The 13,443-nt window shown below is 51.2% G+C and carries 9 protein-coding genes; 1 reads left to right on the plus strand and 8 read right to left on the minus strand.

Annotation, left to right across the window (positions count from 1 at the left end):
* Positions 1 to 73: 73 nt before the first annotated feature.
* From AAY72_RS08320 to nrdG, 3 genes are all read right to left on the minus strand, one after another.
* Positions 74 to 2,341 carry a nitric-oxide reductase large subunit gene (locus AAY72_RS08320; RefSeq protein WP_057786752.1) on the minus strand — a complete coding sequence of 756 codons (2,268 nt, stop codon included), beginning with the start codon at positions 2,339 to 2,341 and terminating at the stop codon, positions 74 to 76.
* Between the two features lie 285 nt (positions 2,342 to 2,626).
* Entirely contained in the window at positions 2,627 to 4,429 is a 1,803-nt protein-coding gene (nrdD, locus tag AAY72_RS08325) for an anaerobic ribonucleoside-triphosphate reductase (protein WP_057786829.1), read from the minus strand.
* Between the two features lie 22 nt (positions 4,430 to 4,451).
* On the minus strand, positions 4,452 to 4,913 hold the full coding sequence (gene nrdG / locus AAY72_RS08330; RefSeq protein ID WP_057786754.1) for an anaerobic ribonucleoside-triphosphate reductase activating protein: 462 nt from the start codon (positions 4,911 to 4,913) through the stop codon (positions 4,452 to 4,454).
* A gap of 245 nt (positions 4,914 to 5,158) precedes the next feature.
* On the opposite strand from nrdG, the gene AAY72_RS08335 reads away from it, so the two are divergent.
* The gene (locus tag AAY72_RS08335; protein WP_231728931.1) at positions 5,159 to 5,683 is read left to right on the plus strand and encodes a hypothetical protein; all 525 of its coding nucleotides are present in this window, start codon (positions 5,159 to 5,161) and stop codon (positions 5,681 to 5,683) included.
* 106 nt (positions 5,684 to 5,789) lie between these two features.
* Here the strand turns inward: AAY72_RS08335 and AAY72_RS08340 are convergent, their stop codons facing one another.
* The 5 genes from AAY72_RS08340 to AAY72_RS08360 are packed head-to-tail and all read right to left on the minus strand — an operon-like array spanning position 5,790 to position 13,309.
* A complete protein-coding gene (locus AAY72_RS08340) occupies positions 5,790 to 6,557 on the minus strand; it encodes a peptidylprolyl isomerase (protein ID WP_057786757.1) in 768 nt (255 codons plus the stop codon).
* A gap of 19 nt (positions 6,558 to 6,576) precedes the next feature.
* Positions 6,577 to 7,266, minus strand: a complete 690-nt coding sequence (narI, locus tag AAY72_RS08345; protein ID WP_057786759.1) for a respiratory nitrate reductase subunit gamma — start codon at positions 7,264 to 7,266, stop codon at positions 6,577 to 6,579.
* Between the two features lie 11 nt (positions 7,267 to 7,277).
* On the minus strand, positions 7,278 to 8,033 hold the full coding sequence (gene narJ, locus AAY72_RS08350) for a nitrate reductase molybdenum cofactor assembly chaperone (protein ID WP_057786761.1): 756 nt from the start codon (positions 8,031 to 8,033) through the stop codon (positions 7,278 to 7,280).
* 10 nt (positions 8,034 to 8,043) lie between these two features.
* Positions 8,044 to 9,576 carry a nitrate reductase subunit beta gene (gene narH, locus AAY72_RS08355; protein WP_057786763.1) on the minus strand — a complete coding sequence of 511 codons (1,533 nt, stop codon included), beginning with the start codon at positions 9,574 to 9,576 and terminating at the stop codon, positions 8,044 to 8,046.
* A gap of 16 nt (positions 9,577 to 9,592) precedes the next feature.
* Positions 9,593 to 13,309 carry a nitrate reductase subunit alpha gene (locus AAY72_RS08360; RefSeq protein WP_057786765.1) on the minus strand — a complete coding sequence of 1,239 codons (3,717 nt, stop codon included), beginning with the start codon at positions 13,307 to 13,309 and terminating at the stop codon, positions 9,593 to 9,595.
* Positions 13,310 to 13,443: the final 134 nt, after the last annotated feature.

Raw genomic sequence — 13,443 nt, forward strand, 5'->3', positions numbered from 1 at the left:
GCGGCCAGTATAAGCAGGAACACCCAAAAAAAACACCGCAGCGTCAGCTACGGTGTGGGCTAAGAGCCTGAGGTTAGCTAGTTTGTTGCAAAGGTTGGCGGGCGGCTTTGCTATCAAACACGCCCTTCACGACCTGCCAGCTGACCGCTAAGGCACCAATAATAAACACCACGTCGCCGATAGTCCGGATCCAACGCAGTACGTGCAGTATATCGCTTTGCATAAAAGCTTCACTACGGGCATACCATAAGCCTTCAGTGGCACTGGCGTAGAACTGAATAAAACCAATCGGCAACAGGCTGGTAAACAGCATTAACACCAGGCCACCGTTCATCCACCAGAACGCGGTTTTCATTAGGTTTTCATCAAACACCAGTTGTGGCCGGATATAGCGCAGGATCAGCAAACAGAAACCCAACGCCAGGAAGCCATAGACCCCAAACAAAGCAGCATGGGCATGAGTTGGCGTAGTGTTTAAGCCTTGCAGGTAATACAGTGCAATAGGCGGGTTAATCATAAAACCAAACACACCAGCACCGAGCATATTCCAAAATGCTACCGCGACGAAGAACATTAATGGCCATTTGATATCCGCCATCCACGGCGCTTTGTTTTTTAAGCGCCAGTTTTCCCAGGCTTCGTAGCCCAGCACTACCAGAGGTACTACTTCCAGTGCACTAAATGTCGCGCCAACTGCCATCACCGGCGTTGTGGTGCCCGCGAAGTACAGATGGTGGAAAGTACCCGGAATACCGCCTAACATAAACAGCGAGGCCGAGGCCAGGCTGGCACTAGTGGCGACAGTGCGTGACACCAGCCCCATGCTATGGAAGATAAACGCCAGTGACACCGTTGCAAACACTTCAAAGAAACCCTCTACCCACAGGTGCACTACCCACCAGCGCCAGTATTCCATTACCGATAAGTGAGTGCGCTCGCCATAGAACAGGCCGGCACCGTAGAATAAGCCAACGCAAATGACCGAGGCAGCAAACAACGCCAGCAGGTTTTTATCACCCGGCGCTTTAAAAGCGGGCACTACTGCGCGCAGCATCAGTACTAACCAGAACAGCACGCCAACGTATTTAATAATTTGCCAGAAGCGGCCAATATCAATGTACTCATAGCCCTGATGGCCAAACCAGAAACTGTATTGCTCTGGCATAATTTGCATAATGGCAAAGTAGTTACCGGCAAAAGAACCTGCCACTAATACTACTAAGGCCCAGAACAGCAGATCGACGCCCAGTTTCTGGTATTTGGGATCTTTACCGCCGTTAATAATGGGGGCTAAGAATAAACCAGCAGCTAAAAAGCCGGTGGCAATCCAGAACATTGCCGCCTGAATATGCCAGGTCCGCGCCAGACTGTAAGGCAGCCATTCGGTAGTATTTAAACCATAAAAACCATCGCCCTCTACCGTGTAGTGGGCGGTAAAGCCGCCTAAAAACACCTGCAGGGTAAACAGGGCAACCACCACCAGAATATATTTGCCTAAGGCTTTCTGTGACGGTGTCAGTTTAAGCCGGGCGATAGGATCCAGTTTTGGCGCGGCCGGCTCTTCTTCATCGTGTTTACGTAAAAAGGCCCAGCCCCAAATCAGGCCGCCGACACCGGCAATCAGTAAAATAATACTGACCAGTGACCAGATCAGGTTTTCAGCCGTTGGCCGGTTGTCAATTAATGGCTCATGTGGCCAGTTATTGGTGTAAGTCGCACTATCCGGATAACGCTCAGTGCTGGCGGCCCAGGCCGTCCAGAAGAAAAACTGCGTCATTTCCTGCCGGCGGCTTAACGAGGGCAGGGTATTGTTTTTCATCGCATAATTAGCACGGGTTTGCGCCAGTTCTGCATCATCACCAAATAACGCAATGTAGTGCGCAGCGGTTTGGGTTATGGCTTTTACCCGGCGGTCGCTAAGCACTAAGGTGTCGCTAGCTTTATCATAGCTGTTAGTACGGTAGGCTTGTTTTAACGCAAATTGCAGCGCATTTTGCTGACTGGGCGTTAATGCTTGATAGCTGGTGCCAAACTCTTCTTGCGCGGTGAGTTCTAACCACGCCATAAGCTCGCGATGCAGCCAGTCAGCGGTCCAGTCCGGAGCCTGATAAGCACCATGACCCCAAATCGAGCCCAGTTGCATACCACCAACCGATTGCCAGGCTGTTTGGCCATTTAAGATGGTCTCATTAGTCATAATGACCTGACCTTGAGCGTCTACAACCGTGGCTGGAATAGGCGGTGCCGAGCGATACACTTCAGCGCCAAAATAGCCCAGCACGCCGAAGGTTATCGCCAGAATTGCAATTAACAGCCACCAGAGTTTACGATATCCGGCCATAAAGCCCCCTTAAATTATTGTTATTGCGCCCATATTTCATAGGTCACTCCTGTTATGGTTAGTTCGTCAGGTCTGAGTCGACGCCTTAGCTATAACAAGAACCAGGCCAGAATTTATCTGTCTGTATTTTAAGGGTTTTATCATTTTCTGATTTTGAAGTTAGGTTGTTTTTACCCCGCTAGTAATGGGTTGGAATGACCATGCAAGGTGAAAATAACCAAATAAAAAGGGGGCCAGCATGCCCCCAAACAGCCCCCCTTAGTTGCGGGAATGGCCAGGAACACCTTAGCCAGTTTTTTGCAAACGGGCATTGCTCTGCCGATGATAATGCCGTAGCCGATGTTCCTGGCGGCGCCCCGCGCTAAAGGCAGAGATGCGTTTTAAATAGCCAATCACCCTAGTGCCGTAATCAATATCCTGACTGCCACATTGGGCACAGGCGCACAGGGTGCGTTTATCGATAGCTTCGCAATGGTTACAGATAGTGATTTTGACGTTAACGCAAAAGTAGTTGCAGCCAGTGGTGGCGGCGATATTTAGCAGTTGCAGATAGCCTGGCTGATCCAGTTTTTCTTCCAGATTTAAATGCAGCGCTGAGCCGCCATCCAGATAATCTAATAGCTCGCGGCCATGTAGCTGAAACTTATCCAGCGTATTGGTTTGCTCGTCTTCCACCACATAAAAATAGGAGTTATAGCAATCACGCGGCACGAAATAGCCATCTTCACGATCCCATTTAGCATTTTTAACGCCCAGATTTTCCGCCGGGACAAACTCAGTATTAAACAGATAACCATATTCGGCTTTAGCGGCTTTGTTGGCGTCAAAGATCACTTTTAATTGCTGTTGCACAAAGTGGATATAGTCCGGGTTATTACCAGCGGTTAAGCCTTGTGACTCTGCCGCTTCTACCATGCCGTTAATGCCAATGGTTAAAAACTGCTTGTCGAGGCTGATAAAGCCGGCGTCGTATACGGTTAACAGGCCCGCTGCTTTGTACTCTTCCATTAGCTTGCGGTACGCCACCTGATATTTATGGATTTTGCTGACTTCGCTGGCCAAATCGCGGCCATCCTGGATCAGGCGGTTCATATTAATGGTAATGACGTTAATGGATCCGGTGGCGACGCCGCCCGCGCCCAGGGAATAAGAAAAGGTATTATCGCTGATCTCACTACGCAGCCGGCAGCAGCTGGCCAGCGAGTCGGCGTTATCAGACTGATAGATAAAGAACGAATTCCCGGCTGCCATTTCGCGGGCGATCTCAGTGGCAAACTGTTGATCTTTGCAGTGGCCGTTTTCGGTTAACATAGCGACGGTAACGACCGGGAAGGTCAGGATAGTTTTCTCGCGCTCTTGATTAAACCAGCTTAAGAAAAATTGCTGTAGCGCTGATACCGAAGACCACTCTGGCTTTACAAAGTCCGGAAACACAAAGTTACCAAACATACTGTCAAAGTAGTGCTGGTCATATACTGAGATATTCCAGAATACGCTTTGATAGCCGCGGGCAGCCGCGGGCTGATTTAACGCATACACCACATGTTGCAGGTGGTTTTCGATTTGTTTGCGATGGGTCTGCAGATAGTTATCGCCATAATCTTTGCGCGCAAAGTAGTCGAAGTAGGTTAGAAACTCCACGGTAGCCACGGCCCCGGCAAACTGGCTGGAAACTGCGAATACAAAGTTAACAAAGCAGCCACAGAAAGACTCCAGATGCTTTGGTGCCTGCGATTCGCCCCCTAGCTTGGTGAGGCCATCACGTAAAAATGGATACATCGTCACCGACACACAATAGGGTTTCAGGCTGGTTTCATCGTGCACATAAATTTCGTGTTGTTCGATTTGGCGGACATACTCTGCTGCCAGCTCAGCATCAAATAACTGACGGATCTTATTGCTGATTAGGGCGCGGTTAACCTGAATAAACTGATCTTTCATCAGCTCGGCTTCCAGGGTAGCAATATTTTTCTGCGTCACATTGGCATTGGCATCCAGTTTCGAGCCATCGGCTGCATTGGCTGCCTGTAAGTAGTGTTCAATAAAGTGAAGTTTTTTCTGCAGTTGTTCGGTGTTAAGCGCCGCCATAGCCATTCCCTCTTGCATTGTGTTAGTTAGATTGTTGAAACAGCGAATTCAGACACTGGCCTGTTCGCAAATCGATAAATTTTTGATTAGTCGTCTGGCTTGACAGGCCGCCGCGTTCGGCCAGCCAGCGTCCGGTTTTAACAAAGGTCAGCTCGGCCAGAATGGCTGGGCTAAGTTCCGTTAACTCCAGCCCGGTATACAGACAGCACTTTAAACCGGCGGCCTTGCTCAGGCTTAACAGTGGCATTAGCTCTGGCTCCTGCCACTCGCCACCTAAAAACAGCACACAACTAATCAGCCCCTGATAATCTTGCAGCCGCCGTGCAAAATGCTCTGCCGACAGTGGCTGGCCCTGGCGGGCATCCCAGCTATCGGCACTATGGCAGCCTTTACAACCCAGCTGGCAGCCACTAAAGGTGTAGGCCAGTGACACCTCTCCCGGTACTTCCTGCCAGACAATCTGTTCCGCAATATAACGCAGCATAAAACCCTTTATATTGTGTTGATATTTAAAGTTGGCACTAGATATTGTGTTTTAGCTTAGATGCTTAGCCAGGGTAAAGATTGATCCAGATCAAGGTTTTTGAGATGGCAGCACCGGCCTCGGGCGCGAGGTCGCGCCACAGCTGCAGTTATTACCCCATCAGGGGTAGCGCTGTTTTTGCTTCAGCGAACGTTCAGGGCGCTTTGCCAAAATCAACTTGTGTTTAGCCAGAAATGGAGCCTGCTATGAAAACAGGTATCAACAAAACGCTGTTAATCGCGACCATGTTAACTTTGCCTGCCTGGCCGCTGAGTGCTCACCAGGAGCGCTACGACCCAGCCGAGCGGGTGGTGCAGGATGTGCTTGCGTTTACACTGCAACGGGCGGCAGATGAGATTTTACGGGTGTCGCGCATTGACCCGGTATATCAGGGGTACAGTCGGCATTATGAAATCCGCCACGCACCGCCGCGGGTGGACGACCGTACCCGCCAGCAATTACGCCGCTTAGCCGCTGATCATCAGCGTAAGCTTGCCAGCTATGAGCGTGAATTGGATCGGGAGCTGGATAAACTGGCCCGGGATTACCGCCACGATCATCGTAAAGGTAAAGGGCGGCCCCATTATAAAGAGCGGGAGAAATTCCAGCGTAAAGTAGATCGCGCCTATGATAAGTTCGCCGCCAAGGTCGAACGCGAACATGATCGCTTTGATCGCCAACGTGACCGCATCTTGCGTGATGCTTATGCCTATCAACCAAGACGTTATTAAAGGACAGCTACCGAGCGTTGTCTTGTACTGAAAAGCCGCCAACTGAACACCAGTGGCGGCTCTGAAACGCCAACAAGTATGCTGGCAAAAATGCAGTGTCTCGAAGTTACTGCATTAACGGTGACGCTGATAACTGAAAGTCATAGCCGTCAATTCTGGCTTGCACAATCAATTGATGAATATACTGCGCGACGGCTTTGCGCCGGACTTTCTCGTTCAGGTAATCAGCAATCTTTTGTTTTACTGCACTGTATGGCAGTTGCTGGCCTGGCACTTTACGCATTACTTCAACCACATGCACACCATAACGGCTTTCAATACCTTGCGGCATTAAACCCGGTTCGGCACTAAAAATCTGCCGCTCAAACTCGGGTACCGTCTGGCCGCGACTGATTTGGCCAAGACTGCCGCCGGTTTCTTTCGATGGGCAAGCCGAGTAATTTCGCGCTGCCTCGACAAAGGACGTGCCTTGCTGCAGTTGTTGGATCAGAATTTCCGACAGAGTTTTCGCTTCAACCCGGGCGGAATCATCTTCCGGCGCCGCCGCCAACAGAATATGCCGCACTTCTAACAGCGGTGAGCTGGTAAAGCGTTGCGGATTCAGTTTGTAGTATTGCTCACACTCAACGTCTGTAGCCGTCGGGATCAACACTTCACGGGCCAATAAGGCATCCAGATAGTTATTTTCGGTGACGACATTGTTTTCGGTGCTGATTTCCAGCCCCAGTTCAGCAGCACGCTGGCGCAGCAGCTCGCCAATCACCAGCGATTCGGCAGCTTTTAGCATCGCCGTGCGCTTGCTGTCTGCCGGATGGTATTGCATTTCCGCCATTATGGCGGCTTCGCTAATTGGGGTATCGTTAACCTGAATCATATTTACCTCCACCCCGCCATTACCGCACAAACCGCTGGCGCACTATCTGGTGCTGCCGGCTGATATACTGCACTGGTACGCTTAACATATGCACTAAGCGACTGAATGGAAACACCACAAACAGCGTCATGCCCAGGAATACATGCAGTTTAAAGATCCAATGTACGCTACTGATGGACTCTGCGGCCGCAACAGAGTTAAACGTAACCGTATTTTGCGCCCAGGCCATTAACTTCAGCATCTCGGTACCGTCCAGGTGGCCCATTGAGACAAAGATCGACAGTAAGCCCAGAATCAATTGTGCATACAGTAACAGCAGGATAGCGATATCCATTGGGTTACTGGTGGCACGAATACGCGGGTTAAACAGCCGGCGTTTGATTAGTATGGTCAGGCCGTAGAAGCAGATTAAACCAAAGATGCCGCCGGCAACGATCGCAATCATCTGCTTCATGGCGCTGGTAATACCGAACAGATACCAGAGTTCTTTTGGCATCAGCAGGCCGGCAAAGTGGCCTAAAAAGATCCCCAGAATACCGATATGAAAGGCGATGCTGCCCTTACGCAGTTGTTTACTTTCTAACAGCTGCGAAGAACTGGTCTTCCAGGTGTATTGCTCACGGTCGTAACGGATCCAGCTACCCAACACCATAATCGCAATCGCGATATACGGGTAGATGCCAAAGGCAAACAGATTTAAGTGTGCCATCTTAATGCTCCTTAAGCGCGCTTCACGGCGGCTTCATGAAATAGTTCTTGTGCCAGGGCGTCGGTTTGCAATAAATCGGTGCTCAGTGGTACAAATTGATCGCGCCGTTGGGATTCACTCGGTTTATTGCCGGTGCCGCAGGCGCTGTTGGATTGCTCTGCACTCATAAAGGTCACCATTTCCTCTTCCCAGACTTTATCCAGTGCCTTGGGCGTGTCATCGCGTTTCTCAGTGGCGATTTGCGCTTTAATATCGGCTAAATCGACCTCAACAGCGGACAACAGCAGCAGACTTTGGAATAAGGCGGCATAGTTGGATTCACGCTGCTCCAACCGGCAAGTCAGTACGGCCAGAATTGGGGCAATTTCTTCCAAACCGATTTGTGCGTTCTCTGCGCCCTGAGTGGATAAAAACTCCAGATACAGCGGCAGATAATCCGGTAGCTCACGCACCCCAATATCTAAACCGGCTTCTTTATACTGCGCCTGTAAATCGACCATCGCCTGACCACGGTCGCGCGATTCGCCATGCACATGCTCAAAAATCAGTAGCGATAAAGAGCGACCACGTTCAAACAGACCATCGTATTCGGATTGCCAGTCCATCAGCTCAGCGCCGCAGCGCTGACTGATAAAGGCACAGAGATTGTCTTTATTGCTCTGCGGTAACTCGCTGGCCGCCACCACGGCCAGTAACTCATCCTTAGCCGCCAACAGCTCAGGTGTGGGGTAATCCAATAGCAATGAAATTAACTGTAAAATTTGCATAAGATCCCCCTTAATCCTTTAGCTCAACCGGAATAACCTGGCGTTTACCTTTGGCCTTAGTGCCAAACAGGTTCACGTCGTTGTTACCATCGCCACAGCCATTACCGAAGGTAAAGCCGCAACTGGATTTCAGGTCATAGGCATTTTCGGCATAAGCACGGTGACTGGTTGGGATCACAAAGCGATCTTCGTAATTAGCCAGCGCCATATAGCGGTACATCTCTTCAACCTGTATTGCATTGAGGCCCACTTGCTTCAGCACATCGAGATCCTCGACGCCATCAACCTGTTGTGAGCGTTTAAAGGCGCGCATCGCAATCATCCGCTCTAAGGCGCGAACTACCGGCGCTTCGTCGCCAGCTGTCAGCATATTCGCCAGGTAACGCAGCGGAATACGCAGTGACTTCAGATCCGGAATTTCGCCATTCATGCCGACATGGCCAGCCTGCACCGCACTTTGAATAGGTGACAGTGGCGGTACATACCAGACCATCGGCAGGGTACGGTATTCCGGGTGCAGTGGCAGTGCGACTTTCCAGTCCATCGCCATCATATACACCGGTGAACGCTGGGCTGCTTTAATCCAGTTATCGCTTATGCCTTCAGCACGCGCCGCAGCAATTACCGCCGGGTCGTGCGGGTCGAGGAAGATATCCAGCTGTGCCTGATACAGATCTTTTTCGTTGGCGACACTGGCGGCTGACTCGATGCGGTCGGCATCGTACAGCAGTACGCCTAAGTAGCGGATGCGGCCGACACAGGTTTCCGAACAGGTGGTCGGCTGACCGGCTTCAATCCGTGGGAAGCAGAACGTACATTTTTCGGATTTACCGGACTTCCAGTTGTAGTAGATTTTTTTGTACGGACAAGCCGAGACACACATCCGCCAGCCGCGGCATTTGTCCTGATCGATCAGCACGATACCGTCTTCTTCGCGTTTGTAGATGGCACCTGACGGGCAGGCCGCCACGCACGCCGGGTTTAAACAATGCTCACACAGCCGTGGTAAGTACATCATAAAGGTCTTTTCAAACTGACCGTAGATGTCTTTTTGCACTACTTCGTTGAAGTTAGTATCTTTTTTCCGTTTCTCGAACTCGGTGCCGAGGATTTCCTCCCAGTTTGGACCCCACTCGATTTTCTCCATCCGCTGGCCGCTAATCAGCGAGCGCGGGCGGGCAACCGGTTGGTGCTTGGTATCACCCACATTATGTAAATGCTGGTAATCGAAGTCGAACGGCTCGTAGTAGTCGTCAATTTCCGGTAAGTCCGGGTTGGCGAAAATATTCGCCAGGATGCGGCGCTTGCCACCAATTTTTAGCTGCAGCTTGCCGTTTTCCCGCACCCAGCCACCATTCCATTTTTGCTGGTTTTCCCACTCTTTCGGAAAGCCGATACCAGGCTTGGTTTCGACATTGTTAAACCAGGCATATTCGACCCCTTCACGCGAGGTCCAGACGTTTTTGCAGGTGATGGAGCAAGTGTGGCAACCTATGCACTTGTCTAAATTCAGCACCATGCCAATTTGGGCTCTGACTTTCATCTTACTTACTCCAACCTTATTTAGTGTCTAACCAATCAACGTTCTGCATCTTGCGCACGATGACAAATTCGTCCCGGTTACAGCCAACGGTACCGTAGTAGTTAAAACCGTAAGCTTGCTGGGCATAACCGCCAATCATATGCGTCGGCTTCATTACGGCACGAGTTACCGAGTTATGAATACCACCACGGGTGCCGGTTAACTCGCTGCCGGGCACGTTCACAATCCGCTCCTGGGCGTGGTACATCATGCTCATACCTTCCGGTACCCGCTGTGACACCACGGCACGGGCCGCGATAGCGCCGTTAACGTTAAAGATTTCAATCCAGTCGTTATCTTCAATACCCGCTGCTTTGGCATCAATTTCACTGAGCCAGACGATAGGACCGCCGCGGGATAAGGTCAGCATTAACAGATTGTCGGAGTAAGTACTGTGAATACCCCACTTCTGGTGTGGTGTGATCCAGTTCAGCACGATCTCTTTATTGCCATTCGGCTTCTTGTTCAGTACCGGCTCAACCGTTTTCAGGTTAATCGGTGGCTTGTAGCTACACAGCTGCTCACCAAAGTCGCGCATCCACTCATGGTCCTGATAGAACTGCTGACGACCGGTAATGGTGCGCCACGGGATCAGCTCATGCACGTTGGTATAGCCAGCGTTGTAAGACACATGCTCATCTTCCAGTCCGGACCAGGTGGGTGAGCTGATAATCTTACGTGGCTGGGCAACGATATCGTTAAAGCGGATCTTTTCGTCTTCTTTCGGTAACGCCAGATGGGTATGATCGCGACCGGTAATTTTACCCAGCGCTTCCCAGGCTTTTACTGCGACATGGCCATTGGTTTCCGGGGCCAGCGACAGGATCATTTCGCAGGCATCAATGGCGCTGTCGATCTTCGCCATGCCTTTATTCACGCCTTCGTCGGTATGTACACGGTTAAGTTGTTTAAGGAATTTTACTTCCTCTTTGGTGTCCCAGCTGATGCCTTTACCGCCGTTACCGATTTTCTCCAGCAGCGGGCCTATTGAAGTAAAGCGGGCATAGGTATTGGGGTAATCCCGTTCCACAATATTAATATGTGGCATGGTCAGGCCCGGAATCGCCTCACACTCGCCTTTCCACCAGGCTTTTACGCCATAAGGCTGCGCCAGTTCGGCTGGGGTGTCGTGGTGCATCGGTGTAGTCACCACATCGGTTTCTACGCCTAAATGACCGACCGATGCTTTCGAGAAGGCCTTGGCAATACCTTTAAAGATTTCCCAGTCACTGCGCGCTTCCCACACCGGGTCAATGGCTGCGGTTAACGGGTGAATAAACGGATGCATATCCGAGGTATTCATATCGTCTTTTTCATACCAGGTAGCCGTTGGCAGCACGATATCGGAATACAGGCAAGTGGTAGACATGCGGAAATCCAGCGTCACCCACAGATCGACTTTGCCTTCGGCTGGCTGATCGGTCCATTCCACATCTTCCGGTTTTTTACCGCCAAAACCGCCTAAGTCTTTACCCAGCAAGCCGTGTTTGGTGCCCAGTAAGTGCCGCAGCATATATTCATGGCCTTTACCGCTGGAACCCAGCAGGTTAGAGCGCCAGATAAACATATTGCGTGGGAAGTTTTGCGGATTTTCCGGCTGCTCACAGGCAAACTTAATATTGCGTGAAGTTAGCTGTTCCACCACATAGTCTTTCAGCTCTTTGCCGGCGGCTTTCGCTTCCGCTGCCAGTTTTAGCGGGTTTGTGCCCAGTTGTGGTGCTGAAGGTAACCAGCCCATGCGTTCAGCGCGGCTGTTATAGTCGACAATACTGCCAGACCATTTGTCTTTATTGGCCAGCGGCGAAATGACTTCCGTCATATCCAGCTTTTCGTAACGCCATTGGCTGGAATGGTTATAGAAGAACGAGGTGCCGTTCATATGGCGTGGTGGCCGTTGCCAATCCAGCGCAAAGGCCAGTGGCGTCCAGCCGGTTTGTGGCCGCAGCTTTTCCTGGCCGACGTAGTGGGCCCAGCCGCCGCCACTCTGACCGATACAGCCGCACATCATCAGCATATTGATCAGGCCACGGTAGTTCATATCCATATGGTACCAGTGGTTCAGTGCGGCACCGACGATGACCATCGAGCGACCACGGGTTTTATCGGCATTACGGGCGAATTCACGCGCGACCCGAATCACGTCATCCGGTTTCACGCCGGTAATGGCTTCTTGCCAACCTGGGGTATAAGGCACGTTATCGGTGTAAGCCTGGGCGCGGTTTGGATCATTAATACCGTTATCCACGCCGTACTGTGCCAGCATCAGATCGAATACTGTGGCGACCAGTGCGGTACCACCGTTAGCCAGCTCCACTCGTTTTGCCGGAATTTTACGCATCTGCACGTCGGCATGTTCGGTATGCTGGAAGTATTCATACTCGTGTGGCGCACCACCGAAATATGGGAAGCCAACATCCACCAGTTCGTCACTGTTGTCTTTTAAGCTCAGTTGCAGCTCCAGCTCACCGTCTTTATCTTTTTGCTCCAGGTTCCACTTACCGGCCTGGCCCCAGCGATAACCGATGGCGCCATTCGGGCTGGTCAGGCGACCATCTTTGTTGATGGCAATGGTTTTCCAGTCCGGGTTATTGTCTTCACCCAGGTTATTCACCAGATCGGCCGCGCGCAGGAAGCGGCCGGTGGTTAGCACCCCGTTTTGTTCCTCCAAAAGTACCAACATCGGCATATCGGTAGTACGACGCACGTAGTCGGTGAAGTAGGCACTGGGGTTGTTGACGTGGAATTCTTTTAGAATGACATGACCAAAGGCCATGGCCAGGGCTGCATCGGTACCCTGACGTGGGTGGAGCCAGGTATCACCAAATTTCGACGCTTCGGAGTAGTCGGAGGTGATAACACAGGTTTTGGTACCCTTGTAGCGAACTTCAGTTAAGAAGTGCGCATCCGGGGTCCGGGTTTGTGGCACGTTCGAGCCCCAAACAATAATGTAGTTCGAGTTATACCAGTCGGCGGATTCTGGTACGTCGGTTTGCTCGCCCCAAATTTGCGGTGAGGCTGGGGGTAAGTCGCAGTACCAGTCGTAAAAGCTTAAACAGTTACCGCCAATCAGCGACAGGTAACGGGCACCGGCGGCGTAGGACACCATCGACATTGCTGGGATCGGCGAGAAACCGGTCACCCGGTCAGGACCATAGGTTTTAGTGGTGTAAACGTTAGAAGCGGCAATCAGCTCGTTTACCTCATCCCAACTGGCACGGACAAAGCCGCCCAAACCGCGGCGTTCTTTGTAGCTTTTGGCTTTTAGCGGATCGCTGACGATTGATTCCCAGGCTTTCACCGGATCTTTATGCTGCACCCGGGCTTCACGCCACAGCTTCATCAGTTGCTGCCGCACTTTCGGATATTTCAGCCGGTTGGCACTGTAGATATACCAGGAATAGCTGGCGCCACGCGGACAGCCACGGGGTTCATGGTTTGGCAGATCCGGACGGGTACGCGGATAGTCTGTTTGCTGGGTTTCCCAGGTGACCAGGCCGTCTTTGACATAGATTTTCCAACTACAAGAGCCGGTACAGTTTACACCGTGCGTGGAACGTACCACCTTATCGTGCTGCCAGCGTTGCCGGTAGCCTTGCTCCCAGGTCCGGTCCTCATTGGTGGTCACCCCGTGGCCATTGGCAAAGGGCGTTTTGCGGGTCTTAAAAAACCGCAGTTTATCTAACAGATGACTCATACTTGACTCCTGGTCCTGTCCTGCATGAACAGCGTTTTTGCTTTTTCAGTAAGCACACTATAGAAACTACCGCCTAATTCTGCTTGATTCAGATCAAGGTTGCCATGCGTCTAAATTGCTGAAAATTAAGAAAA

Origin of the sequence: Alishewanella sp. WH16-1, from assembly GCF_001441695.1 — a bacterium.
GTDB classification, from domain to species: Bacteria; Pseudomonadota; Gammaproteobacteria; order Enterobacterales; family Alteromonadaceae; genus Alishewanella; species Alishewanella agri.

Coding starts and splice junctions, on each gene's coding strand:
- AAY72_RS08320 (WP_057786752.1), bottom strand. CDS start 2,341: ATGGCCGGATATCGTAAACTCTGGTGGCTGTTAATTGCAATTCTGGCG.
- nrdD (WP_057786829.1), bottom strand. CDS start 4,429: ATGGCGGCGCTTAACACCGAACAACTGCAGAAAAAACTTCACTTTATT.
- nrdG (WP_057786754.1), bottom strand. CDS start 4,913: ATGCTGCGTTATATTGCGGAACAGATTGTCTGGCAGGAAGTACCGGGA.
- AAY72_RS08335 (WP_231728931.1), top strand. CDS start 5,159: ATGAAAACAGGTATCAACAAAACGCTGTTAATCGCGACCATGTTAACT.
- AAY72_RS08340 (WP_057786757.1), bottom strand. CDS start 6,557: ATGATTCAGGTTAACGATACCCCAATTAGCGAAGCCGCCATAATGGCG.
- narI (WP_057786759.1), bottom strand. CDS start 7,266: ATGGCACACTTAAATCTGTTTGCCTTTGGCATCTACCCGTATATCGCG.
- narJ (WP_057786761.1), bottom strand. CDS start 8,033: ATGCAAATTTTACAGTTAATTTCATTGCTATTGGATTACCCCACACCT.
- narH (WP_057786763.1), bottom strand. CDS start 9,576: ATGAAAGTCAGAGCCCAAATTGGCATGGTGCTGAATTTAGACAAGTGC.
- AAY72_RS08360 (WP_057786765.1), bottom strand. CDS start 13,309: ATGAGTCATCTGTTAGATAAACTGCGGTTTTTTAAGACCCGCAAAACG.